Here is a 25,280-nt window from a genome sequence, read left to right as displayed (position 1 = left end):
CGTTTTTTTTGCCAGAAGCGCGCACTTCGATCCTTCCCGGTGCAGTCTCAAGGCTTACCTTTGCGCAGGACACTTCCCACAAAACAATCGGAACGAAATGATAGCGGGTGCCTGAGCTCCAACTTTATGCTTGAAGAAATTGGAGTCGCTCGATGAAAAGACTTACGGTAATACTTCTGTTGATGACACTTTCCGGTTGTGCCAATGGGCGTTTCTTTCCAGGTGGATATAACGCAGAACTTGCGTATCAATGCAAGATTGATCCCTACAGTGCCGATTGCTTGCAGCCGCCGCCAGTTTTCACCAACTAATCAATCAAAAGAGCGTTGGCTTGTTAAAAGTCCCATTTATAGAACTCGGTGCCGTTCGGTAACTTTCTGAGCCAGCGCTGCTTGGGTTTTCGAATCCGCCCGGGGATAAAACCGAAGCGAGCCCAACGCAGGTTGCCGTTGCGCTGATCGTAAATGACCAGATTGCCATCGTCCTGCATCGTCAGGTAAGTGTTGTACCACAGCGACTTTTCGAGGCTGTGGGTACTTTCGGCAATCCATAGTCGCCGTCTGGAAGGGTCGAAGAGAAATCCGTTATTACTTACGACAAATTGTAGTGGTTCACGCATCTTCTTTGGATGCAGAGTTGCACTGTAAGGTTGATTGTTGTCGGCAATCCAGACTAATGCTTCACCTTCTTTTATCACCAGATTGCCATCGCTCTGCAATAACAACCGATATCGACCGTTCTCGGATTGCAGGTATTGGCCCGGAGACATTGTCTGGTTTGGTGGTAACTCGGAAGTGCCACTTGCTTGAAAGGGGCTATAACGAAGCGCCATGTTTTTCACCTTTTCAATGAATGATTGAGTCATCATTTGATCAGGGGCAAGCGGCCAACTAGCGATACATAGTTATTAAATGAATTTTCTTTTTCTGCGAATTTTTTGTGATCACTGCCTGCTCCGCGGCGCGCCGGAGCAGAAGGAGAATCGCGCCCCGTGGTCCGAGCGCTGCGCGGTAGAATCGCCTTTAATCTTTCCTTAACACGCCACTTCCAGACTCTTGATCGTATTTCTCGATATTTCAAAGCAAAATTTTCCGCTTTAATTCGATAGATAACTCGCTAGTCTTGGTTCGCAGTTCTCACAGGATTTGGGCAATGCAGCTACGTAACTCTTCTTCGCGCTATGGTTGGGTCAGCATCTTCATGCACTGGGGTGTGGCGCTGGTGTTCTTCGGGCTGTTCGCGTTGGGCCTGTGGATGGTCGGGCTGGATTACTACAGCAGCTGGCGCAAAGAGGCGCCGGATCTGCACAAGAGTATCGGTCTGGTGCTGTTGGGTGTGATGGTGTTGCGGGTGCTGTGGCGCTTTATCAGCCCACCGCCGCCGACGCTGCAAAGCTACAGCCGCATGACCCGCATCGGCGCCAAGTTCGGCCATGGGTTTCTGTATCTGGGGCTGTTCGCTGTGATGCTTGCCGGTTACCTGATTTCCACCGCAGACGGTGTCGGGATCCCGGTGTTTGGCCTGTTTGAAGTTCCTGCACTGGTTTCCGGGCTACCGGATCAGGCAGATACCGCTGGGGTGATTCATCTCTGGCTCGCGTGGGCACTGGTAATTTTTTCCGGCCTCCATGCGTTGGCAGCATTGAAGCACCACTTTATCGATCGTGATGCGACCCTGACGCGAATGCTCGGTCGCAAAGCCTGAAATTCAACCTCGACTCAAAGGAAAAGAAAGCATGTTGAAAAAGACTCTGGCCGCTCTGGCAATCGGTTCTGCACTGCTCTCGGCTGGTCAGGCCATGGCTGCGGACTACAAAATCGACAAGGAAGGTCAGCACGCCTTCGTTGACTGGAAAATCAGCCATCTGGGCTACAGCTTCATTCACGGTACTTTCAAAGATTTCGACGGTACGTTCTCGTGGGATTCGGCCAAGCCTGAAGCCAGCAAGATCTCGGTTGATGTGAAAACCGCCAGCCTGTGGTCGAACCACGCTGAACGTGACAAGCACATCGCCAGCAAAGACTTCCTCGACGTTGGCAAATTTGCTGATGCCAAGTTCGTCTCCACCGCCGTTAAATCGACCGGTGAAAAGACTGCTGATGTGACTGGCGACCTGACCCTGCACGGTGTGACCAAGCCTGTGACCTTCAAGGCTACGTTCAACGGCGAAGGCAAGGATCCATGGGGCGGCGAACGCGCTGGCTTCAACGCCAAGACCACCCTCAACCTGAACGATTTCGGGATCAAGGGCCCAGGTCCTACCTCGCAAACCGCAGATCTGGACATCTCGCTGGAAGGCGTGAAAGTTAAATAACTTTTGCTCTGCCACACAAAAACGCCCCCGGTCGAAAGATCGGGGGCGTTTTTTATTGCCTACGACACACACGCATCCCCTGTGGGAGCGAGCCTGCTCGCGAAGGCGGCGGGTCAGTCAGCAATGATGTTGGCGAATGACCGCTTTCGCGAGCAGGCTCGCTCCCACAGGGGATATGCGGTGATTCAGGGGTATTTGTGGCGGCATAAAAAAATGCCCCGGCTCTTGCGAGACGGGGCATTTTTATGGCGGCGTTAACTCAGCGATTGCGGGTCAGCAATGCTGGTTTTTCGCCACGCGGGCGGCTTGGCAGTTGATCGAGCTGCTCAGGCGTCGGGAAGCGGTCGGCTTTCGATTCCTTGTGCATGATCTTCGGGCCGTTGCTGCGCGGGTTCTGCACGGCTGGTTCGCTACGTGGCTGATCGTCACGGGCCGGACGGCGGTTGCGCGACGACGAGGCGGAATCGTCGCGACGACCCGACTGACCATCACGCGGTGCGCCGTTGCGCGGGCCGCTGCGCTTGGCTGGCGGGGTGCCGGTGCTCGAACCGTTGCTGTTGCGCGGACCGTTCTGACGCCCCTGCGACTGACCGCCACGTGGTGCGCCCGAACCTGCGCCTGCACCTTGAGCCGGTGCGCCTGGACGACGGCCACGGCCGCCGGCAGGGGCTGGTTTTGGTACGTAATCAACGCGGTTACCGAAGTTATCGATATCGTCGTCGAGGAACTCGTCCGGTGCACGATCAGCCGCCGCACGTGGCGGTTGGCTCGGACGCTGTTCGCGGCTCGGAGTGCCTTCGCGCGGTTTTTGCTGACGGGCAGGGCGCTCGCCACGTTCACCGGCCGGTTTTTCCTTGCCCTTGTCTTTGCCTTTGTCTTTACGACCGCCACCGCCGCCGCCATTCGGGCCGTCGCCGCGTGGGCCACGTGGATTGCGCGGGTTACGCACGTCCGGACGCTCACGCACTTCCGGCTTCTCGGCTTCAATGGTGCTCGAATCGAAGCCCATCAGGTCGCCGTCGGCGATTTTCTGCTTGGTCATGCGTTCGATGCTTTTCAGCAGTTTCTCTTCGTCCGGGGCAACCAGCGAGATCGCCTCGCCCGAACGACCGGCACGGCCGGTACGGCCGATACGGTGCACGTAGTCTTCATCGACGTTCGGCAGTTCGAAGTTGACCACGTGTGGCAACTGATCGATGTCCAGACCGCGTGCGGCGATGTCGGTCGCAACCAGAATGCGTACCTGGCTGGCCTTGAAGTCGGCCAGCGCTTTGGTGCGCGCGTTCTGGCTCTTGTTACCGTGGATCGCTACAGCCGGCAGGCCGTGCTTGTCCAGGTACTCGGCCAGACGGTTGGCGCCGTGCTTGGTGCGGGTGAAGACCAGCACCTGTTCCCACGCGCCGGCGGTGATCAGGTGTGCCAGCAGCGCACGCTTGTGGCTGGCCGGCAGACGGAATACGCGTTGTTCGATGCGCTCGACCGTGGTGTTCGGCGGCGTCACTTCGATGCGTTCCGGGTTGTGCAGCAGCTTGCCGGCGAGGTCGGTGATGTCTTTGGAGAAGGTTGCCGAGAACAGCAGGTTCTGACGCTTGGACGGCAGGCGCGCGAGGACTTTCTTCACGTCGTGCACGAAACCCATGTCGAGCATGCGGTCGGCTTCGTCGAGGACGAGGATTTCCACGTGGGACAGGTCAACGCTGCCCTGGCCGCAGAGGTCGAGCAAGCGACCCGGGCAGGCAACGAGTACGTCGACGCCGCGGGACATGGCCTGAACCTGTGGGTTCATGCCGACGCCGCCGAAGATGCAGGCGCTGACGAATTTCAGGTCACGAGCGTAGATCTTGAAGCTCTCGTGAACCTGGGCCGCGAGTTCGCGGGTCGGGGTCAGGACCAGTACGCGCGGTTGGCGCGGGCCATGACGCTGGGATTTGTCCGGGTGACCGTTGGGGAACAACCGCTCCAGGATCGGAAGGGCGAAACCGCCGGTTTTACCGGTACCTGTCTGTGCCGCAACCATCAGGTCGCGACCTTGCAACACGGCGGGAATGGCCCGCTGTTGCACCGGAGTAGGCTCGGTATAGCCCGCATCTTCGATGGCGCGGACTAAAGCCTCGGAGAGACCGAGGGAAGCAAAGGACATGAGTAATCCTGTTTTAGTTAGGGCTTGGCCCAATGGGAGTCTTGCCTGGCGCGAATGGCGTTTAAGAGGACGCAATCCCGTCCGGTCCTGCTGCGGTTCCGAAGGCACGTCTGGAGTGCTCGCGCGGGCTGCAAAGCTGCGCTGTAGCGGGTCGAGAGGCCTGTTACGGTTCCGGGCGTCCGGGCGTGAGCCTGGCGGGAACGCCGGAGTATAACAGAGCAATCACTGCGCGCTGCTTTCCTGCTGCTCAACGGTTTTACCGCTGGCCGTGGCATTGCCCAGCGGCGCAGCCATGGCGGGAGCCGCGCCGTAGCGTGCGCTCAGCTCGGCGTAAGCCGGTTCGCGCTTGAATCGCTTGAGCTCGGCGCCAAATCGCTGCACCAGCAAATCCATGCCGGCATTGCGTCTAACCGCGAGAAACTGGCTCTGGCGGCTAATGACAGTGGGGTTTTCGGTGATTTGATCGCGAATATTCAGCTCATCGAGCAAGTGCTGACCGACACGGCGATCGGTGATCAGCAAGTCGATGCGACCGCGCACCAGTTTGCCGAAGTTGGCTTCGTGGGTCGGTGCCGGTTCACGGGTAAACAGTGTTGATTCGCTGAAGTCGGGGCTGTACAGATAACCCGGCGAGGTGCCTATGGTCAGGCCTTTGAGTTCCTCGAGTTTGCTGAACGGGTGTGGCCGGTCGTTGGCGTAGAACAGGACGAACTCGACGTCCGACAGCGGCTCGCTCGGGTAAAGCAGGGTCGCGTCGCGCTCGTCGCTGTGAAAAATGTCCAGCGCGCCATCGGCCTGACCGGTCTCAAGCATCGACAGGCAGCGCTTCCACGGCAAGAACTGCCATTCGACTTCGATGCCCAGACGTTTGAAGACAATGGCCGTGGTTTCGTAATCCAGCCCGAGGTTTTTACCGTTCTCTTCGTAGACATAGGGCGCCCACGGCTCGGTGACAATACGCAACTTCTCGCCTCGAGCGGCGAAGCTCAGGCAAGCAAAAACCAGCACGGCGAATAACTGCGTGATCAAAGGCATGGCTTGAGATTACGACGAGAAACGCGAAAGAGCCAGAAAGTGCCTGCACAAGCTCTGTTTCGGGCCTTTAAAAGCAAAAGATCGCAACTGCGACACCCCCTGTAGGAGCTGCCGAAGGCTGCGATCTTTTGATCTTTCTATGATGCTTAACGCGGCAACTTCAGGTTATTCCAGATCGCCAGACTAGGCTCAGCCTGGTTCATGGAATAGAAGTGCAGACCCGGCGCGCCACCTTGCAGCAGGCGTTCGCACATCTCGCTGACAACTTGCTCACCAAAGCGCTGAATGCTTTGCGTGTCATCGCCGTAGGCTTCCAGTTGCTTGCGGATCCAGCGCGGAATTTCCGCACCGCAGGCATCGGAGAAGCGCGCGAGTTTGCTGTAGTTGGTGATCGGCATGATCCCCGGAACGATCGGCAGATCCACACCCTGCGCCTGCAAACGGTCGACGAAGTAGAAGTAGCTGTCGGCGTTGAAGAAGTACTGGGTGATGGCGCTGTCGGCGCCGGCACGGGCCTTGCGGATGAAATTGGCCAGATCGTCTTCGTAGTTGCGCGCTTGCGGATGCATCTCCGGGTAAGCGGCAACTTCGATGTGGAAATGATCACCGGTTTCTTCACGAATGAATTCAACCAGTTCATTGGCGTGACGCAGCTCACCGCTGGTCATGCCCATGCCGGATGGCAGGTCGCCACGCAGGGCGACGATACGCTTGATGCCGGCAGCCTTGTACTCGTTCAGCAGGCCGCGCAGGTCGTCCTTGCTGTCGCCGACGCACGACAGGTGCGGTGCGGCCGGTACTTTGACTTCGCTTTCCAGTTGCAGAACGGTGTTGAGGGTGCGATCACGTGTCGAACCACCAGCGCCATAGGTGCAGGAGAAGAAATCGGGATTGTACGTTGCCAACTGACGGGCAACGTTGAGCAGCTTTTCATGCCCAGCATCGGTCTTGGTCGGGAAGAACTCGAAGCTGTAGCGACGGTCTTGGGACATGGTCATACCCTTGGAAACAAGAACCTTCGAGGCGCTGCAATCCCGTGTGGGAGCGAGCCTGCTCGCGAAAGCGCTGGGTCGGACAACACGGATGTTGAACGTTGAGACGCCTTCGCGAGCAGGCTCGCTCCCACAGGGAGAGCGAGCAAGCGCCTGTTAGTAGCGGTAAGCGTGCGGCTTGAACGGGCCTTCGACGGTCACGCCGATGTAGTCAGCCTGTTGCTTGGTCAGTTGCGTGACCACGCCGCCGAAGCCGCGAACCATTTCCAGGGCCACTTCTTCGTCAAGTTTCTTCGGCAGTACTTCAACGGTCAGACGCTCGGCTTTCTGGGCTGGCGACAGGTCGGCGTACTTCTGGCCGAACAGGAAGATCTGCGCCAGCACCTGGTTGGCGAACGAACCGTCCATGATGCGGCTTGGGTGGCCAGTGGCGTTACCCAGGTTTACCAGACGGCCTTCGGCCAGCAGGATCAGGTAGTCGTCGTTCTGCGCGTCGAAAGCACCAGCGCCGGTACGGTGGATCTTGTGTACCTGCGGCTTCACTTCTTCCCATGCCCAGTTCTTGCGCATGAAAGCGGTGTCGATTTCGTTGTCGAAGTGACCGATGTTGCAGACAACAGCGCGCTTCTTCAGGGCTTTGAGCATGTTCGCGTCGCAAACATTGACGTTACCGGTGGTGGTCACGATCAGGTCGATCTTGCCCAGCAGCGCTTTGTCGATGCTCGCTTCGGAACCGTCGTTGATACCGTCGATGAACGGCGAAACCAGTTCGAAACCGTCCATGCATGCTTGCATGGCGCAGATCGGGTCAACTTCGGAGACTTTAACGATCATGCCTTCCTGACGCAGCGACTGAGCCGAACCCTTGCCCACGTCACCGTAACCGATGACCAGCGCTTGCTTGCCGGACAGCAGGTGGTCGGTACCACGCTTGATCGCGTCGTTCAGGCTGTGACGGCAGCCGTACTTGTTGTCGTTCTTGGACTTGGTCACCGAGTCGTTGACGTTGATGGCCGGGATTTTCAGCTCGCCCTTGGCCAGCATGTCCAGCAGACGGTGTACGCCGGTGGTGGTTTCTTCGGTCACGCCGTGAACGCGATCCAGTACTTGTGGGTACTTGTCGTGCAGCAGCTGAGTCAGGTCGCCGCCGTCGTCGAGGATCATGTTGGCGTCCCATGGCTGGCCATCCTTCAGGATGGTCTGCTCCAGGCACCACTCGTACTCTTCTTCAGTTTCGCCTTTCCAGGCGAAAACCGGGATACCGGCAGCAGCGATAGCGGCAGCAGCCTGATCCTGAGTCGAGAAAATGTTGCAGGACGACCAGCGTACTTCGGCACCCAGGGCAACCAGGGTTTCGATCAGCACGGCAGTCTGAATGGTCATGTGGATGCAGCCGAGGATCTTGGCGCCTTTCAACGGCTGTTCGCCGGAGTACTTGCGACGCAGACCCATCAGGGCCGGCATTTCCGATTCGGCGATGATGGTTTCGCGACGGCCCCAGGCAGCCAGGGACATGTCGGCAACTTTGTAATCGTTAAAATCTGCAGGCGTGATAACAGCGCTCATGAAGAGCCTCCATTCGTAATGTATGCGAATGGGCGCCGTTGTGCGTTTAGTGTCCGGCCTGAGCCAGTCAACGCCCCATCCGAGCCTGACAGGTTGAACCTGCTGCAGCGCCCCTCGGACAGGTGGCGGGAAAACGGTAGCAAGTGAACGTTACCGTTTTGAAACGGGGGCGATTATAGCTGTCTAGACTGATCTTCCAAAGGGTTTCTGTCGGCCAGATGAAGATCGTTAATGGCGACCATAGTCGTAGCTGCATGGAGCCTGACCGCTCAGTCTGCCAAGATACCGTCCATCGTTCGGTAAGACACTCAGGAGTGAAGATGAATTTCCACACCCGCAAATGGGTAAAACCCGAAGACCTCAACCCCAACGGCACCCTGTTCGGTGGCAGCCTGTTGCGCTGGATCGACGAAGAAGCGGCGATTTACGCGATCGTCCAGTTGGGCAATCAGCGCGTGGTGACCAAGTACATTTCCGAAATCAACTTCGTCAGCGCCTCGCGCCAGGGCGACATCATCGAACTGGGTATCACTGCCACCGAGTTCGGCCGCACCTCGATCACCCTGACCTGCGAAGTGCGCAACAAAATCACCCGCAAGAGTATTCTGACGGTTGAGAAGATGGTTTTCGTGAATCTGGGCGAAGACGGCTTGCCCGCACCGCACGGGCGCACTGAAATCAAATATGTGAAAGATCAGTTCCAGGAAGATGAGTTAGTTACCAAGTGACATCGGCGGCGCTTTCTTCGCGAGCAGGCTCGCTCCCACAAGGATCACGCTGTACCTGTGGGAGCGAGCCTGCTCGCGAAAGCGGTTGTTCAGTCAGCGAAGAATCATCTGCCCACTGAACAGCCATGAACCGCCGGGGTCGTAGGTAAACACCACCCCCACGGTTCCCACGCCATGACCACTCCCACCGACGGCAAGACCCCCGACCTCTCGGCCAAAGAACAGCACGAAGTCGAGAAAAACCAGCCGCCCCGCGCGGCTGTCCTGCACGAAATCATCCGCAGCCAAGGCGATCAGGAACTGGAGCGCAGTATCGCCGCACTCTGGTGGTCGGCGCTGGCGGCCGGGTTGACCATGGGCCTGTCACTGATGGGCATGGGCCTGCTCAACTCGCGCCTGCCCGACGGTGACGAATTCAAGGTGATCGCCAGTTTCGGCTACTGCGCGGGTTTTCTCGCAGTGATCCTCGCCCGCCAGCAACTGTTCACCGAAAACACCTTGACCGCCGTATTGCCGGTCATGACCAAGCCGACCCTGCAAAATTTCGGCCGGTTGATCCGCCTGTGGACAGTGGTTTTGGTCGGTAATCTGTGCGGGACGATTCTGGTCGCGTACGTGATGCTCGAATTGCCGATCTTCGACACCAAAACCGATCAAGCTTTCCTCGAAATCGGTCGCAAGGTCATGGAAAACCACGCCAGCCAGATGTTCGCCAAGGGCATCGTTTCCGGCTGGATGATCGCCACCATGGTCTGGATGATCCCGTCCATGGAGAGCGCGAAGATGTGGATCATCATCCTTATCACCTACCTGATGGCGCTCGGCGACTTCACTCACATCGTGGTGGGTTCGGCGGAGGTCTCGTATCTGGTGTTCGCCGGCGAATTGCCGTGGAGTGATTTCTGGGCGGTATTCGCAGGCCCCACGCTGGCGGGGAATATCATTGGCGGCAGCTTTATCTTTGCGCTGATCAGCCATGCGCAGATCCGCAGCGAGAGCGGCGCGCCGAAGGAAACGGCGGATCAGGCCGGGAAACCTGATCCGCAGGAGATCAAAAAATGATCAGTGGTGAGCGGCTTCGCTGATGGTCACGGGCTCGTTGCGAGTTGCGTACTTGACCAGTTTGCCGATGGTCAGGCCCTGCAACAGGATCGACGACAGCACCACGATATAGGTGATGCTCAGCAGCAGATCGCGCTCCGGACCCAGCGGCAGGGCCAGGGCCAGTGCCACCGAAACACCGCCGCGCAAACCGCCCCAGGTCAGAATCCGGATGGTGCCGGCCGGCACCGTCCGCCAACGGCGCAGCAGCAGAATCGCCGGGGCCACAGTGAGCAGGCGCGACAGCAGAATCGCCACCGCCAACAAACCTGCCGCGGCCATGTGCAACCAGTTGAATGGCAGCAGCAACAGCTCCATGCCGATCAGCGCGAACAGCAGCGCGTTGAGCATGTCATCGAGCAATTCCCAGAAACCGTCCAGATAACGACGGGTCATGTCATTCATCGCCAGATTGCGCCCGACGTTACCGATGATCAGACCGGCGACCACCATCGCAATCGGTGCGGAAACGTGAATCTCGGTAGACATCGCCGAACCACCAATGACCAGCGCCAGCGTCAGCATCACGGTGATTTGATGCTGCTCGACGCTTTTGATCATTCGATAAACCAGATAACCGATCAGGCCGCCAAACAGCACGCCGCCAATCGCTTCGTGAACGAACAACATCGCGGTGGCGCTGATGGTCGGGGTTTCGCCGAGTTGGGCGATGCCCAGCAACACGGTGAACACCACCACGGCCGTGCCGTCGTTGAACAGCGACTCGCCGACGATGGTGGTTTTCAGCGGTTTCGAGGCATTGGCGGTACGCAGCACGCCGAGCACCGCGATCGGGTCGGTTGGCGAAATCAACGCGCCGAACAACAGGCAGTACAGGAAACTCACGGGCCAGCCGAACAGGGCAAAAATGTAATAGGCGAGACTGCCGATCACCGTGGTGGCAATCAACACGCCGAAGGTCGCCAGCAGGCCGATGGGCCAGCGGTAGCTGCGCAAATCATTGAGGTTGACGTGCAGGGCGCCGGCGAACAGCAGGAACGAGAGCATCCAGTTCATCAGCAGATCGCCGAAGTCGATCTGGCCAATCAGTTGCTGCACGCGTTCTTCGAGACCGGGGTAACCGAGCACGCTCAGGCCTTGCAGGATCAGCGAGAACAGTAGCGCGGTGACCATCACGCCGATGGTCGGCGGCAGGCCGATGAAGCGGAAATTGACGAAGGTGAGGAGGGTGGTGAGGCAGATGAAAGCGGCGACAAGTTCAAGCATCCGGGGTCCTTTGGATGAGGGGTGAGTGGAGCGCGCCCGATGCTTGGGCGCAGGGGTTTGATGGGCTGAGAGCGACAGAGGGCACAAGCTTCCCTCACCCCAGCCCTCTCCCGGAGGGAGAGGGAGCCGACCTTATTGTCTTGCGGCATGCATCGACCTGAATAACCGAGTCGATTATGGATTCGGCAATGCGCGTTCAGGTCGGCGTACTTCTGAAGCATCCCCCGGCAGTCCCCTCTCCCTCTGGGAGAGGGTTAGGGTGAGGGCTAGCCGGACACATTGACCGCAGCCGCTTCGCGACGTTGCAGATAGATGAAAAACAGCGCCGTCAGCACCGTCAATACACCGACCAGCGCCCCCGTCCACGGCAAGTCCGCCAGATCCGCGCCACTGGCCACCACCAGCCCGCCGATCCACGCACCCGCTGCGTTGCCAAGGTTGAATGCACTCTGGTTCAGCGTCGAGCCCAGGTTCGGTGCTTCATGGGCCTGATCGATGATCAGCAGTTGCAGAATCGGGCACAGCGCAAAAGCGAAAATCCCCCACAGCACCAGCGTGATTGCCGCTGGCACCACCGAGCGACTGGTCTGACTGAACGCCGCCAGAATCACCACCACCGCCAAGGCCACACCAACCAGCGACGGCAACAAACGGCTATCCGCCAGGCGCCCGCCGAGCATGCTGCCACCGGTCAAGCCGACGCCGAACAACAGCAACATCACCGTCACGCCATGCGGGCTGACGCCGGTGATGTCCTGCAGGATCGGCGCGATGTAAGTGAACACACTGAACAGACTGGTCGACGCGAGCACACTCATGCCTAGAGCCAGCAACACGTTGACCTTACCCAGTACCTTGAATTCGCTGGCGAGGTTGGCCTTGTCCATGGGGATGTGTTTTGGCAGCCACAACCATTGCGCGAGCGCCGCAATCACACCAATCACCGACACCGCCCAGAACGTCGAGCGCCAGCCGGCATACTGTCCGAGCGCCGTGCCCAGCGGCACGCCGAGAACGTTGGCCAAGGTCAGGCCGGTGAACATCATTGCAATCGCCTGCGCGCGTTTGTTCGGTGCGACCAGCCCGGCGGCAACCACCGAGCCAATGCCGAAGAACGCGCCGTGGCACAGCGCGGTGACCACGCGAGCGGCCATCAGCGTCGCGTAGTTCGGCGCGAGTGCGCAGAGCACGTTGCCAAGGATGAACATCAGCGTCATTCCCAACAGCGTCGCTTTGCGCGGCATGTTCGCGGTGCCGATCGCCAGGATCGGGGCGCCGAACACCACGCCCAGGGCGTAGCCGGTAATCAGCAGGCCCGCATGGGGAATGCTCACGGAGAGGTCCCGGGCGACGTCGGGCAGCAGGCCCATGATGACGAATTCGGTGGTGCCGATGCCGAACGCGGCAACAGCGAGTGCAAGCAAGGCGAGTGGCATGCGCAAGGTCTCTGTCGGTAGTCTTGACGCTTTGATCAGGCATACGCAGGCCGACGACCGCTTTCGAATGAGAGCAGGGCAGGCAGGAATTATTGGTATTTTTCTGTGCGCAACTGAGTGCGGCGTGGTCGCTTGCAGTATAAACAGCTGCTGACACATCGCGAATCAATAATCTGACTAATTGGCTCGCTAACAACAACAAGGAGTGGAATGTGCTGGCGACAGCTTTGGTATTGATGGCGGCGCTGTTGCATGCGACGTGGAATACGTTAATCAAGTTCAGCGCCGAACGGTTGCTGGTGGTGGCGTGCATGGACAGCGTGGCGCTGCTGGTCGTCGCCATCGCGTTACCATTCGTGAGCCTGCCGCCCATGGAAATCTGGCCATGGATTCTGGCGTCGGCAGCGTTTGAATTGCTGTATCGCTACCTGCTGATTCAGGCGTATCGGGTCGGCGATCTCGGGTTGGTCTATCCACTGATGCGCGGCTTGTCGCCATTGGTGGTGTTGGCGTTGACCCTGATCTTCGCCGGAGAGGTGCTCACCACCCAGCAGATATTCGGCATCATGCTGATTCCGTTGGGCATGGTTTGCCTGCTGTGGCAGGGTGGCGGTGGCAAGCATTTGCCATGGTCGATGTTGCCGGTGGTGGCGCTGATCGGCCTGTGTATCGGTTGCTACACCTACATCGATGGCCAGGCGTTGCGGCGCTGGTCCCATCCTTTGGATTATCTGGTCTGGGTCACGCTGCTCAGCGCCTGGCCGTTTCCGCTGTTGGCATGGGTCGCCAAGCGTCCGGCGTTCATGTTGTTCTGGCGTGAGCAATGGAAGCTGGGGTTGGCGGTGGGCTTCTGCGTATTGGCCAGCTACGCTCTGGTGCTGTGGGCGATGCAGTTGGGTTCGATTGCGGAAGCGGCGGCATTGCGCGAGATCAGCGTAATTCTGGTGGTGCTGTTCGGTATGCGCTACCTCAAAGAACCTTTTGGCCGGCCGCGGCTCTTAGCCTGTGGGCTGGTACTGATCGGCATGCTGGTAATGAAGTTCTGACTGCTCGCGAACTCTATAACTCGAAAAAGGACGGCGTTATGACGGTGGCTCTGTGGTGTGTGTTGATTGCGATTTTTCTGCCGTATATCTGCACCGGCGTGGCGAAAGCCGTGGGCGGCTACCGGCTGAGTGATAACCACGATCCGCGCGACTTTCTCGAAAGTCTCAACGGCGTGGCGAGGCGTGCGCATGCCGCGCAGATGAACAGCTTTGAAGTGACGCCGGCATTTGCGGCGGCAGTGATTGTTGCGCACCTGGTTGGGACGGCGGAACTGGTAACGGTCAATGTGCTGGCGGTGCTGTTTATCACCAGTCGCCTGCTTTACATCATTTGCTACCTGGCGGACTGGGCGATCTTGCGCTCGCTGGTGTGGTTTGTGGGGATGGGGTTGATTGCTTCGTTCTTCTTTGTGTCTGTTTGATTATCGGTGTTGCTGATGGCCTCATCGCGAGCAGACTCACTCCTAAATTAGGAATGCGTTCCCCTGTAGGAGTGAGCCTGCTCGCGATAGCTATCTGATTACCTCAGCAGATTCCAAGGGTTACTTCTTCTCTGTATCAGCCACCTGCGGCACTTGCGGCAGCGCTGCGCCTTTGGGCCAAAGCATCCAGATCTGCCCCTGCTGTTTCATGTCCCCGGCCAGTTGTCCGGCCGCATCACCGGTGCCCCAGAACAGATCCGCCCGCACTTCGCCAGCAATCGCACCTCCGGTATCTTGTGCCGCCACCGGGCGAACCAGTGCCGTGCCATCCGGTTTTGTCGTCGACAGCCACAGCAGGCTGCCCAACGGAATCACCTTGCGATCCACTGCCGCGCTATAACCGGCAGTCAACGGCACGTTCAGCGAACCGCGCGGGCCTTCATTGCTGTCCGGGTTGCGCGTGAAGAACACGTAGCTCGGGTTGCTGCCCAGCAGTTCCGGAATGCGCGAAGGATTGGCCTTGGCCCAGTTGCTGATCGCGCTCATGGTCACGTCTTCTTTCTTCAGCTCGCCTTGCTCGACCAGCCAGCGCCCGATTGGGCGATACGGATGGCCGTTCTGATCGGCGTACGCGATGCGCAACTGTTTGCCGTCATCGGTCTGAATTCGCCCGGAACCCTGGATCTGCAGGAATTGCAGATTCATCGGGTCGGTCAGGTAGGCAACCACCGGGGCTTTTACACCTTTGGATTCAATAGTGGCGGCATCGTCGTAAGGCTTGAGCACGCGACCTTCGAGGCGGCCGCGCAAGCGTTTGCCTTTCAGCTCCGGGTAAATGCTGTCCAGCGAGACAATGATCATGTCTTCGGGCACGCCGTACACCGGCACATTGGCCGTGTCGGTGGGCGTCAGGCTGCCGGGGTAGACCGGTTCGTAGTAACCGGTGATCAAACCGTTGGGGTTGTCGTTTTCAGCGCGCAGGCCGTAAACGTCGAGGTTTTGCTTAAGGAAAGCGCGAATCTCGCCAGCACTTTGCGGTACGTTGGCCGCAGCGGCGCAGGTGGAGCCCCATACGGCATCAGCTTTGAGTCGGGTGCAGGCGCTACGCCACGAACCGAAACCGGCGACCAGATCGCTATCGGATACTGCCGGCAGTGCTTCCCAGGTGGCGCTGGAATAAGTGGCCAGTGCGTGGGTTTTTGGTTTGGCGCTATCACCGCCGGTGCAGCCAGCGAGAATCGCCATTAGAGGCAGGGATGCGATCAGCGGGTGACGCCAGGCCTTGAAAGGGCTGTTCATGGAGTAATTCCTGTGCCGGTTGACCGAGTGCTCCATGCGCTCGAACAACCCGTATTTTTAATAGGGCTATTGGTGTTTGGCGGTGACGCGAGGATACTGGCCGCCGAATTCCGTGACCTGAAGCCACCATGACTCTTAAAAGCATTTCTGTTGTATTGCTGGCCTGTCTGACCTTGTCCGCCTGTGGCGGTGTCGATCCGAATTCTCCACTGGGCCAGCGCAAGGCCATTTTCAAACAGATGCTCAAGACTGGTGAAGACCTCGGCGGTATGTTGCGTGGACGCATCCCGTTCGACGGGCCGAAGTTCGCCGAAGGCGCGGTCAAACTCAATGCGTTGTCCCATGAGCCGTGGAAGCATTTCCCGCAGGTTCGCGAAGAAGATCACACCAGCGCCAAGGACGATGTCTGGCAGAAGCAGGCGAAGTTTCAGGAAATGGCCCGCACTCTCGAAGCTGCCACCGGTGAATTGGTGATTGCCAGTCAGATTCAACCGTACAAGGCCAGCAACCTCGGGCCTGCGGTGCAGAAAGTCGAAGATGCCTGCAGCGCTTGTCATAAACAGTTTCGCGATCATTGATATTTAAAAGATCGCAGCCTGCGGCAGCTCCTACCCTGATCAATATAGGAGCTGCCGCAGGCTGCGATCTATTGATTTTTACTTATCGATTTCGTCCAGCGCGTCCTGAAGTTCTTTGCGCGATTCGGCGAGTTTGTCTTTGCGCTTGTTGATCTTCTCTGGATCGCCTTTCTTCATCGCCTTGTCGAGATCAGCCTGGCGCTTGCTCACTTCGTGCTTGGCGTCGAGCACCTTGTTTTCGCGTTCTTTCTTCAGGCCCGCGTCGGTGCAGTGTTCGGTCACCTCACGCAGGGCAGTTTCCAGGCCTGCCTGCTGATCAGCGTTGCCGCGCGACTTGGCCTGTTCGATCTGGTTCATGATGCCTTGCTTCTTGGCCGCGCAACCGGTCAGGCCCGGGGCGTCTTCGTCGGCCATGACAGGGGTGGCCATCACGCCACAAAGGGTCAGCATGGCGAGCGGTGCGAGAAATTTCATAAAAGCTCCATGTGCAAAGGCAATCGGGTCGGGGCGGCACTGCGCTGTTGGAGCGCCTCGGTGGTGGTTGGGTTCCCGGGGTACCGGGATTGCGTGCTCAGAAACCGTCGATGCCGGCGGTCCGCAAGGTATCGCTCAAGGCTAACACCTGCGGGGCGCGGAAGAAGGCGCTCAATTGCGCTGCGCGACCGGGGCCGATACCGGGTTCTGCCTGCCATTGTTCGGTGTCTCGTTGTGCCAGCGCCTGCCATGAATCAGGCAGTTGTGCCTGACCGGTTGGCGGCAAGCCCAAGGCTTTGAGCCATTGAGTGAACGGTCGCTGGCGGGCGCTGTGAAAGCTGTTCATCAGGCGTTCGCTGCTGCGCTCGCCAAAGCCGGCAATGTTAGCAAGCTCCGGTGCGTCGAGGGTCAACCAATCCAGCAGGTTGTTCACGCGGCGTGTTTCGAGAAGTTTCTCCCAAGTGCCACGACCGACATGTTGCAGCGCCAGCCCTTGTTTGCCACTGAGCCAGGTCAGGCGAGCGAGAAACTGGCTTTCGCAGCCGGGCGAGGGTTGCCAGCAACTCAATGCGTGGAAGTCGTCGGCGTTGGGGATGTTGAGGTCTGGGCGTTCGGCGGCGCGCAGCACCACGCTGTCGAGCCGTGGAATGGTCAGGCCGGCGAGGCTGATTGCCACTTGGTCGCCGGGGCGGATATCCAGGTCTTGCCAGCGTTTGAAGGAACTGGCGCTGACCCGTTTGATTTCCCGGTCATCGAGCATGACGGGTTTGAGTTCGAGTACTGGCGTGATGCGCCCGGTGCGCCCGATCTTGAAGTTGACCTTGCGCACTTCGGCCAGCGCTTGAGCAAAAGGATACTTCCACGCAACTGCCCAATACGGAGCGCGAGCCTGCCAGCGTTCGGCGCGTGGTCGTTGGCTCTGGCGCAGTACCACGCCGTCAGTGGCAAAGGGCAGGGGTGAGCGATACCAGTGATCGCGCCATTTCTGTGCTGCAGCAAAGTCGGCGACAGGATGACTGTACGGTTCAATTGTGGCGAAACCCAGCGTCGCCAACGTGGCGATTCGCTCGGGCAATTGCGCTGGGCCTTGTGGCCAGTCCCAGACGAACAGTCCGATACCGGCGGCTTGCGCGGCATCCAGGGTTTTGCGTCCCATCAGTCCCGCGACGGTGGAGCGAGCGTTAACGCTGCCGGATCGAGCTTGCACGTGCTCGTTCAAGCGCCAATAGAGTTCGCCCTGCACCAGCATATCCAGCGGTTGTGTCAGGTGTTGAGGAATGGCGCCGATCTTCTGTGCTGATGGCGTCCAGTCTTGCCCGCGAACCCCGTCACCGCGACTGATGACCTGTTGCAAAACGCCCGCGCGATAAATCAGCGTTACTGCGACGCCGTCGATCTTGGGTTGTATCCAGACATCCTTGCGATCATGTAGCCAGGCCTCCACGGCCTCATCTTTGTGGATTTTATCCAGGCCGGTATGGGCGATGGGGTGCGCGTTTGAGCCTGAAACTGTGTGCAAAGGATCGGGTGGCGAGGGCACTTTGAAACACGCTCGCCAATCGTTCAGTTGCGCAAGGGATTGGTCGTAGAGTTCGTCGGCAATCAGTGAGCGGCCTTCGCGGTGGTAGGCGTCGTCCCATTGATTGATCTGGTTTTGCAGGGCGGTGATTTCGCGTTGGGCGTGTGCAGCGGGCCAGTTTGGGCAGGTGGCTTGCGCGCTGAATGTTGCGGGCATCAGCAGGAAAATAAATAACAGGCGCAGCGTGGCAAGCATCGTGAGCGTCCTTGCTCAAGGGGAATGCTTGAAGGTTAGGCGAAGATATTTACTCCGCCGGAAGGGTGTTTTACGGCTTGTTTCTGGGCCGTGAAAACAGCCCCTCACCCTAACCCTCTCCCGGGGGGAGAGGGGACTGACCGAGTGGTTTGTTGGATATGCATCGACCTGAGCGTTCTGAGTTGAACTCCCGGTTTCAGGCATGAAAAAGCCCCGCACGGGGCGAACCGTGCGGGGCTTTTTTGTACCGCCAGGGAGTCTTACAGACCAGCAGCAGAACGCAGGGCGTCGGCGCGGTCGGTTTTTTCCCAGGTGAACGTGGTGAAGGTGTCTTCGCCAACGGTCTTGGTCTCTGGCGCGCGACCGAAGTGGCCGTACGCTGCAGTTTCCTGGTACATCGGGTGCAGCAGATCGAGCATGGTGGTGATTGCGTATGGACGCAGGTCGAACACTTCACGCACCAGTTTGATGATCTTGTCATCGCTGATCTTGCCGGTGCCGAAGGTGTTCAGCGAGATCGAGGTAGGCTGAGCCACGCCGATCGCGTAGGAAACCTGAATCTCGCAACGCTCGGCCAGGCCGGCCGCGACGATGTTCTTGGCCACGTAACGGCCAGCGTAGGCCGCCGAACGGTCAACCTTCGATGGATCTTTACCGGAGAATGCGCCGCCGCCGTGACGGGCCATGCCGCCGTAGCTGTCGACGATGATCTTGCGACCGGTCAGACCGCAGTCACCTACCGGGCCGCCAATGATGAACTGGCCGGTCGGGTTGATGTGGAACTGGGTGTCTTTGCTCAGCAGTTCGGCAGGCAGCACGTGCTTGACGATCAGCTCCATCACGCCTTCGCGCAGGTCTTTGTACGACACTTCAGGGTTGTGCTGGGTCGACAGAACAACGGCGTCGATACCGACAACCTTGCCGCCTTCGTAACGGCAAGTCACTTGCGACTTGGCGTCCGGGCGCAGCCAAGGCAGCAGACCCGATTTACGGGCTTCGGCCTGGCGCTGCACCAACTGGTGCGAGAAGGTGATCGGCGCTGGCATCAGCACTTCGGTTTCGTTGCTGGCGTAGCCGAACATCAGGCCCTGGTCGCCGGCGCCCTGATCTTCAGGCTTGGCACGGTCAACACCCTGGTTGATGTCTGGGGACTGCTTGCCAATGATGTTCATCACGCCGCAAGTCGCGCCGTCGAAGCCGACTTCGGAACTGGTGTAACCGATGTCGCAGATGACGTCACGGACGATCTGCTCCAGGTCGACCCAGGCGCTGGTGGTCACTTCACCGGCAACGATGGCCACGCCGGTCTTGACCAGGGTTTCCACGGCAACGCGTGCGTGTTTGTCCTGGGCAATAATGGCGTCCAGCACCGCATCGGAAATCTGGTCGGCGATTTTGTCCGGATGTCCTTCGGACACGGACTCGGAGGTGAAGAGGGAGTATTCGCTCATCTCGATGTTTTCCTGAATTTACCGATGGTGAGTGTCGCCAGCCGGTCGCTGAAAATGGCGGACCTGGATCTGGAAACCATTACGTAAGCCTACATAGAGGCTTTCCCCGGGAACGAGTCCCGCAGCGGTGGCCCAACGGGCCAAATCGTCCTGTTCAAACCCCAACCACAGATCACCGCAGGCCTCCCTGGCCCAACTCTGGTTGTGGCTACATAACTCTGTCACGAGCAGGCTACCGCCCGGTTGCAGCAGGTTGGCCATATGCTTGAGTGCGTCGGCCGGCGCGGCGAAATGGTGCAACACCATGTTCAACACCACGCAATCGGCCGTAAGGCTTGTGCCATTCAATGCATCGGCCAATTGCAGGCTGACGTTAGCCAGCTGTTCACGTTCACATACCTGGCGAGCCAGTTCGAGCATCGCCGGGCTGTTGTCCAGCGCAGTTACGGTGCCGAAGCGACGCGCCAGTTCCGGCAAAAAAGCACCATCGCCGGGGCCGACTTCAATGGCCGTGGCTGCACCATCGAAGTTCAGTTTGTCGAGCAGGGCCAGCACGCTGTCACGGTACTGCGGCAGGCCTGCGATCAAGTCTTGCTGGGCACGGAATTTTTCCGCCACCCGGGTGAAAAAGTCCTGACTAGCCGCGGCACGTTGGCCGTGAACCTGCTCGATGCGCGCTTGCACGTCGTCAGGCAGATCCAGATTGTCGACTTCTTCTAACAATGCAGCGTGCAACTTACCGCCGAGCAATTCGGTGTGGGGCAGGGCGCGGCGATAAAAGATCGCGTTGCCTTCGCGGCGCGTCGCCACCAGGTCGGCTTGTGCCAGTACCTTGAGGTGATGACTCATGCCGGACTGACCAATGCCGAAAATCTGCGCCAGCTCCAGCACGCCGAACGAATCGTTGGCCAGCGCGCGCAATACATTCAGGCGCAGCGGATCGCCGCCGGCCTTGCACAGGGCCGCCAGCTCGTCGCAATCGTCATGGCGAATGGAAGGCACGCGTAAGTTCATAGGGCTGGCAGTCTAGAGAGGGGGGCAAATCATCGCAAGGCCAATATCAAAAAGTTTTGATATTGCTCGATAAATGGCACTTCTCCCGAAACGGTTAACTCTACAAACGAACAGCGGAAAGGTTTCACCTACCGAAACCACTGCTATCCATTGGAAAAACGCCTCCGGATGACTATCTGTCATTGCCCCGAGGCGCTCCGGTGAGGGAAAATGCCCTCCTTTTTTCCGTTTCAATCTATTCACACCCAGGAGATCAGCGATGCCTAGCCGTCGTGAGCGTGCCAACGCCATTCGTGCCCTCAGCATGGATGCCGTGCAAAAAGCCAACAGCGGCCATCCCGGTGCCCCTATGGGTATGGCAGATATCGCCGAAGTGCTTTGGCGCGACTACCTCAAGCACAACCCGAGCAATCCATCGTTCGCCGACCGTGACCGCTTCGTGCTGTCCAATGGCCACGGCTCGATGTTGATCTACTCGCTGCTGCACCTGACCGGTTACGACCTGTCGATTGAAGACCTCAAACAGTTCCGTCAACTGCACAGCCGCACCCCGGGCCACCCGGAATTCGGCTACACCCCGGGCGTTGAAACCACCACCGGCCCATTGGGTCAGGGTCTGGCCAACGCCGTCGGTTTCGCTCTGGCAGAAAAAGTCCTGGCAGCGCAGTTCAACCGTCCAAACCACAACATCGTTGACCACCACACCTACGTGTTCCTGGGTGATGGCTGCATGATGGAAGGCATTTCCCACGAAGTCGCTTCCCTGGCCGGTACGCTGGGTCTGGGCAAGCTGATCGCTTTCTACGATGACAACGGCATTTCAATCGACGGCGAAGTCGAAGGCTGGTTCACCGATGACACGCCGAAGCGTTTCGAAGCCTACAACTGGCAAGTGATCCGCAACGTTGACGGTCACGACCCGGAAGAAATCAAGACTGCCATCGAAACCGCGCGCAAGAGCCCGCTGCCGACGCTGATCTGCTGCAAGACCACCATCGGTTTCGGCTCGCCGAACAAGCAGGGCAAAGAAGACTGCCACGGCGCTCCACTGGGTGACGCGGAAATCGCGCTGACCCGTCAGGCGCTCAACTGGAACCACGGCCCGTTCGAAATCCCGGCCGACATCTATGCCGAGTGGGATGCCAAGGAAAAAGGTCGCGCGGCCGAAGCCGAGTGGGATCAGCGTTTCGCTGCCTACTCCGCTGCGTTCCCGACCGAAGCCAACGAGTTGGTACGTCGTCTGAGCGGTGAGCTGCCAGCTGACTTCTCGGAAAAAGCCTCGGCCTACATCGCTGAAGTTGCGGCCAAAGGCGAAACCATCGCCAGCCGTAAAGCCAGCCAGAACACCCTGAACGCGTTCGGCCCATTGCTGCCGGAACTGCTCGGCGGTTCGGCTGACCTGGCCGGTTCCAACCTGACCCTGTGGAAAGGTTGCAAGGGCGTCAGCGCTGAAGATGCCAGCGGCAACTACATGTACTACGGCGTGCGCGAATTCGGCATGACCGCAATCATGAACGGCGTGACCCTGCACGGCGGTCTGGTGCCTTACGGCGCGACCTTCCTGATGTTCATGGAATACGCCCGCAACGCCGTGCGCATGTCGGCGCTGATGAAGAAGCAGGTCATCCACGTCTACACCCACGACTCCATCGGTCTGGGCGAAGACGGCCCGACGCACCAGCCTATCGAGCAATTGACCAGCCTGCGTACCACGCCGAACCTCGACACCTGGCGTCCAGCCGATGCCGTTGAATCGGCCGTGGCCTGGAAAAATGCGCTGGAGCGCAAGGACGGCCCATCGGCGCTGATCTTCTCGCGTCAGAACCTGCAACACCAGGAGCGCGATGCCGGCCAGATTGCCGACATCAGCCGTGGCGGTTACGTGCTGAAGGACTGCGCAGGCGAGCCTGAGCTGATCCTGATCGCCACCGGTTCGGAAGTCGGTCTGGCGGTTCAGGCTTTCGACAAGCTGACCGAGCAGGGCCGCAAAGTGCGAGTGGTTTCGATGCCTTGCACCAGCGTGTTCGATGCTCAGGACGCGGGCTATAAGCAAGCCGTGCTGCCGTTGCAGGTCAGCGCGCGTATCGCGATCGAAGCGGCACACGCCGACTTCTGGTTCAAGTACGTGGGTCTGGAAGGTCGCGTGATTGGCATGACCACTTACGGCGAATCGGCTCCAGCTTCGGCCCTGTTCGAAGAGTTCGGCTTTACCCTGGAAAACATCCTCGGTCAGGCTGAAGAGCTGCTGGAAGACTAAGGCACAGCGCGGTGGCCTCAGGGTCACCGCAATCCCTGTGGGAGCTGGCTTGCCAGCGATAGCGTCCGTTCAGTCAGCATATATGTTGAAGCGAATGGCCCTATCGCTGGCAAGCCAGCTCCCACAAGGGTTGTGTTGCAACAAACATTGCGTCTGCCTGCGTACTATCGAGAACCCCATGCCTCAACCGCGTCCCTTCAAAGTTGCACTCAACGGCTACGGCCGCATTGGTCGTTGCGTCTTGCGTGCGTTGTTTGAGCGAGGCGAGAAAGCCGGGTTTGAAATTGTCGCGATCAACGATCTGGCGGACATGGCCAGCATCGAATACCTGACACGCTTCGACTCCACTCACGGCCGTTTTCCGGGCGAGGTGCGAGTAGAAGGCGATTGTCTGCATATTAATGGCGACTGCGTGAAGGTCCTGCGCAGTGCCACCCCCGAAGGCATCGATTGGGCGTCACTGGGCGTCGATCTGGTGCTTGAGTGTTCCGGTGCCTATAACACCCGTGATGACGGCCAGCGTTTTCTCGACGCTGGCGCGCCACGTGTGTTGTTCTCGCAGCCAATGGCCAGCGAGGCGGATGTCGACGCCACCATCGTTTACGGCGTCAATCAGGATTGCCTGACCGGCGACGAACTGCTGGTGTCCAACGCCTCCTGTACGACCAATTGCGGCGTGCCGCTGTTGCGCTTGCTCGACAAGGCCATTGGCCTCGATTACGTGTCGATCACCACGATTCACTCGGCAATGAACGACCAGCCGGTGATCGACGCCTATCACCACGAAGACCTGCGCCGCACCCGTTCGGCATTCCAGTCAGTGATCCCGGTGTCCACCGGTCTGGCGCGTGGTATCGAGCGCCTGCTGCCGGAACTTGCCGGGCGAATTCAGGCCAAAGCCGTACGCGTGCCGACGGTCAACGTGTCCTGCCTCGACATCACGATGCAGACCGCCACCGCGACCGATGCCAATGAGGTCAACCGGATCCTGCGCGAAGCCGCCACCAGCGGCCCGCTCAAAGGTCTGCTCGCCTATACCGAGTTGCCGCACGCTAGCTGTGATTTCAACCATGACCCACATTCGGCCATCGTCGATGCCAGTCAGACCCGTGTTTCCGGCCCTAAGCTGGTGAACATCCTGGCCTGGTTCGACAACGAATGGGGTTTTGCCAACCGAATGCTGGACGTTGCAGAACACTATCTGCAAACAGCAACTTCAAAAAAACCGTAGGAAGTGCGACCCATGACCGTGTTGAAGATGTCCGACCTCGATCTGCAAGGTAAGCGCGTATTGATCCGCGAAGACCTCAACGTCCCAGTCAAGGACGGTGTTGTCACCAGCGATGCGCGAATCCTGGCTTCGCTGCCGACCATCAAGCTGGCCCTGGAAAAAGGCGCGGCCGTGATGGTCTGCTCGCACCTTGGCCGTCCGACCGAAGGCGAGTTCTCCGCCGAGAACAGCCTCAAGCCTGTCGCTGACTACCTGAGCAAGGCCCTGGGCCGTGAAGTGCCGCTGGTGGCTGATTACCTGGGCGGCGTTGACGTCAAGGCCGGCGACATCGTGCTGTTCGAAAACGTGCGCTTCAACAAAGGCGAGAAAAAGAACGCTGACGAACTGGCCCAGCAATACGCTGCTCTGTGCGACGTGTTCGTGATGGACGCTTTCGGCACCGCTCACCGCGCCGAAGGTTCGACCCACGGCGTGGCCAAGTTCGCCAAGGTTGCGGCTGCTGGTCCACTGCTGGCCGCTGAACTGGACGCACTGGGCAAAGCCCTCGGCGCGCCGGCTCAGCCAATGGCGGCCATCGTTGCCGGCTCCAAGGTCTCGACCAAACTCGACGTGCTGAACAGCCTGAGCCAGATCTGCGATCAACTGATCGTCGGCGGCGGCATCGCCAACACCTTCCTCGCGGCGGCCGGTCACCCGGTCGGCAAGTCGCTGTACGAACCGGTTCTGCTCGACACCGCACGCGCTATCGCTGCCAAAGTCAGCGTGCCACTGCCGGTTGACGTAGTGGTTGCCAAAGAATTCGCTGAAACCGCAGAAGCCACCGTCAAGCTGATCGCTGACGTCGCGGCTGACGACATGATTCTGGACATCGGCCCGCAAACCGCAGCCAACTTCGCCGAACTGCTGAAATCTTCGAAAACCATTCTGTGGAACGGCCCGGTCGGCGTGTTTGAATTCGACCAGTTCGGCAACGGCACCAAAGTGCTGGCGCAGGCCATCGCTGAAAGCTCGGCGTTCTCCATCGCCGGCGGCGGCGACACCCTGGCCGCGATCGATAAATATGGCGTGGCTGAGCAAATCTCCTACATTTCCACCGGTGGTGGCGCGTTCCTCGAATTCGTCGAGGGCAAAGTGCTGCCAGCCGTAGAAGTCCTGGAAAGCCGGGCCAAGGCCTAAGGCCGCCCGTTTGGCCAGG

Annotated in this window: 22 protein-coding genes and 1 riboswitch; of the genes, 10 read left to right on the top strand and 12 right to left on the bottom strand. The window is 59.1% G+C overall.

What is annotated here, in order from left to right; genetic code table 11:
- Window positions 1-334 precede the first annotated feature (334 nt).
- The gene (locus tag ACOYXH_RS23415; protein WP_095049505.1) at window positions 335-832 is read right to left on the bottom strand and encodes a hypothetical protein; all 498 of its coding nucleotides are present in this window, start codon (window positions 830-832) and stop codon (window positions 335-337) included.
- 320 nt (window positions 833-1,152) lie between these two features.
- Here ACOYXH_RS23415 and ACOYXH_RS23410 point away from each other — a divergent pair, with 320 nt between their 5' ends.
- Together ACOYXH_RS23410 and ACOYXH_RS23405 are read left to right on the top strand one after the other, a co-directional pair.
- Complete coding sequence (locus tag ACOYXH_RS23410; RefSeq protein WP_460409965.1) at window positions 1,153-1,704, top strand: cytochrome b; 552 nt, start codon at window positions 1,153-1,155, stop codon at window positions 1,702-1,704.
- 31 nt (window positions 1,705-1,735) lie between these two features.
- The gene (locus tag ACOYXH_RS23405; RefSeq protein ID WP_038358767.1) at window positions 1,736-2,314 is read left to right on the top strand and encodes a YceI family protein; all 579 of its coding nucleotides are present in this window, start codon (window positions 1,736-1,738) and stop codon (window positions 2,312-2,314) included.
- A gap of 259 nt (window positions 2,315-2,573) precedes the next feature.
- Here the strand turns inward: ACOYXH_RS23405 and ACOYXH_RS23400 are convergent, their stop codons facing one another.
- From ACOYXH_RS23400 to ahcY, 4 genes are all read right to left on the bottom strand, one after another.
- Complete coding sequence (locus tag ACOYXH_RS23400; RefSeq protein ID WP_460409964.1) at window positions 2,574-4,454, bottom strand: DEAD/DEAH box helicase; 1,881 nt, start codon at window positions 4,452-4,454, stop codon at window positions 2,574-2,576.
- Between the two features lie 222 nt (window positions 4,455-4,676).
- A complete protein-coding gene (locus tag ACOYXH_RS23395) occupies window positions 4,677-5,489 on the bottom strand; it encodes a substrate-binding periplasmic protein (protein ID WP_194935197.1) in 813 nt (270 codons plus the stop codon).
- Between the two features lie 146 nt (window positions 5,490-5,635).
- Window positions 5,636-6,481, bottom strand: coding sequence for a methylenetetrahydrofolate reductase [NAD(P)H] (gene metF, locus ACOYXH_RS23390; protein ID WP_095049506.1), 846 nt, complete (start codon window positions 6,479-6,481; stop codon window positions 5,636-5,638).
- 156 nt (window positions 6,482-6,637) lie between these two features.
- On the bottom strand, window positions 6,638-8,047 hold the full coding sequence (gene ahcY / locus ACOYXH_RS23385; RefSeq protein ID WP_008083099.1) for an adenosylhomocysteinase: 1,410 nt from the start codon (window positions 8,045-8,047) through the stop codon (window positions 6,638-6,640).
- Window positions 8,048-8,070: 23 nt separating this feature from the next.
- Window positions 8,071-8,169, bottom strand: a riboswitch (S-adenosyl-L-homocysteine riboswitch).
- A 198-nt stretch (window positions 8,170-8,367) separates the two neighbouring features.
- Here ahcY and ACOYXH_RS23380 point away from each other — a divergent pair.
- Window positions 8,368-8,775, top strand: a complete 408-nt coding sequence (locus ACOYXH_RS23380; RefSeq protein ID WP_016984776.1) for an acyl-CoA thioesterase — start codon at window positions 8,368-8,370, stop codon at window positions 8,773-8,775.
- Window positions 8,776-8,949: 174 nt separating this feature from the next.
- Window positions 8,950-9,837: a formate/nitrite transporter family protein gene (locus ACOYXH_RS23375; RefSeq protein WP_095049489.1), complete on the top strand. Its 888-nt coding sequence runs from the start codon at window positions 8,950-8,952 to the stop codon at window positions 9,835-9,837.
- On the opposite strand, the gene ACOYXH_RS23370 is transcribed toward ACOYXH_RS23375, so the two are convergent.
- Together ACOYXH_RS23370 and ACOYXH_RS23365 are read right to left on the bottom strand one after the other, a co-directional pair.
- A complete protein-coding gene (locus tag ACOYXH_RS23370) occupies window positions 9,838-11,103 on the bottom strand; it encodes a cation:proton antiporter (protein ID WP_320413597.1) in 1,266 nt (421 codons plus the stop codon).
- 266 nt (window positions 11,104-11,369) lie between these two features.
- On the bottom strand, window positions 11,370-12,539 hold the full coding sequence (locus ACOYXH_RS23365) for an MFS transporter (RefSeq protein WP_095049491.1): 1,170 nt from the start codon (window positions 12,537-12,539) through the stop codon (window positions 11,370-11,372).
- A gap of 212 nt (window positions 12,540-12,751) precedes the next feature.
- Here ACOYXH_RS23365 and ACOYXH_RS23360 point away from each other — a divergent pair, with 212 nt between their 5' ends.
- A complete protein-coding gene (locus tag ACOYXH_RS23360) occupies window positions 12,752-13,585 on the top strand; it encodes an EamA family transporter (RefSeq protein WP_258708928.1) in 834 nt (277 codons plus the stop codon).
- A gap of 38 nt (window positions 13,586-13,623) precedes the next feature.
- Window positions 13,624-14,007 carry an MAPEG family protein gene (locus ACOYXH_RS23355; RefSeq protein ID WP_008081053.1) on the top strand — a complete coding sequence of 128 codons (384 nt, stop codon included), beginning with the start codon at window positions 13,624-13,626 and terminating at the stop codon, window positions 14,005-14,007.
- A 120-nt stretch (window positions 14,008-14,127) separates the two neighbouring features.
- Here the strand turns inward: ACOYXH_RS23355 and mltA are convergent, their stop codons facing one another.
- Window positions 14,128-15,306 (bottom strand): murein transglycosylase A, encoded by a 1,179-nt coding sequence (gene mltA / locus ACOYXH_RS23350; protein ID WP_095049493.1) that lies wholly within the window; start codon window positions 15,304-15,306, stop codon window positions 14,128-14,130.
- A 128-nt stretch (window positions 15,307-15,434) separates the two neighbouring features.
- Here mltA and ACOYXH_RS23345 point away from each other — a divergent pair, with 128 nt between their 5' ends.
- Window positions 15,435-15,884, top strand: coding sequence for a c-type cytochrome (locus tag ACOYXH_RS23345; RefSeq protein ID WP_095049494.1), 450 nt, complete (start codon window positions 15,435-15,437; stop codon window positions 15,882-15,884).
- Between the two features lie 78 nt (window positions 15,885-15,962).
- Here ACOYXH_RS23345 and ACOYXH_RS23340 read toward each other — a convergent pair whose 3' ends face one another.
- The 4 genes from ACOYXH_RS23340 to ACOYXH_RS23325 form a co-directional block, all read right to left on the bottom strand.
- Window positions 15,963-16,358: a DUF1090 domain-containing protein gene (locus ACOYXH_RS23340; RefSeq protein ID WP_095049495.1), complete on the bottom strand. Its 396-nt coding sequence runs from the start codon at window positions 16,356-16,358 to the stop codon at window positions 15,963-15,965.
- Between the two features lie 97 nt (window positions 16,359-16,455).
- Window positions 16,456-18,132, bottom strand: a complete 1,677-nt coding sequence (ligB, locus tag ACOYXH_RS23335; protein ID WP_320413596.1) for an NAD-dependent DNA ligase LigB — start codon at window positions 18,130-18,132, stop codon at window positions 16,456-16,458.
- A gap of 260 nt (window positions 18,133-18,392) precedes the next feature.
- Window positions 18,393-19,583, bottom strand: coding sequence for a methionine adenosyltransferase (metK, locus tag ACOYXH_RS23330; protein WP_095049497.1), 1,191 nt, complete (start codon window positions 19,581-19,583; stop codon window positions 18,393-18,395).
- An 18-nt stretch (window positions 19,584-19,601) separates the two neighbouring features.
- On the bottom strand, window positions 19,602-20,597 hold the full coding sequence (locus tag ACOYXH_RS23325) for an ArsR/SmtB family transcription factor (RefSeq protein ID WP_095049498.1): 996 nt from the start codon (window positions 20,595-20,597) through the stop codon (window positions 19,602-19,604).
- 259 nt (window positions 20,598-20,856) lie between these two features.
- Here ACOYXH_RS23325 and tkt point away from each other — a divergent pair, with 259 nt between their 5' ends.
- The 3 genes from tkt (at window position 20,857) to ACOYXH_RS23310 (ending at window position 25,261) form a co-directional block, all read left to right on the top strand.
- Window positions 20,857-22,854 (top strand): transketolase, encoded by a 1,998-nt coding sequence (tkt, locus tag ACOYXH_RS23320; RefSeq protein WP_093429867.1) that lies wholly within the window; start codon window positions 20,857-20,859, stop codon window positions 22,852-22,854.
- 178 nt (window positions 22,855-23,032) lie between these two features.
- Window positions 23,033-24,085, top strand: coding sequence for an erythrose-4-phosphate dehydrogenase (gene epd / locus ACOYXH_RS23315; RefSeq protein WP_460066295.1), 1,053 nt, complete (start codon window positions 23,033-23,035; stop codon window positions 24,083-24,085).
- 12 nt (window positions 24,086-24,097) lie between these two features.
- Window positions 24,098-25,261, top strand: a complete 1,164-nt coding sequence (locus ACOYXH_RS23310) for a phosphoglycerate kinase (RefSeq protein WP_460409963.1) — start codon at window positions 24,098-24,100, stop codon at window positions 25,259-25,261.
- The last annotated feature ends 19 nt before the right edge of the window (window positions 25,262-25,280 follow it).

It is taken from the genome of Pseudomonas sp. Mb7, assembly GCF_054790525.1.
This window is presented reverse-complemented; position numbering and strand designations above follow the sequence as displayed.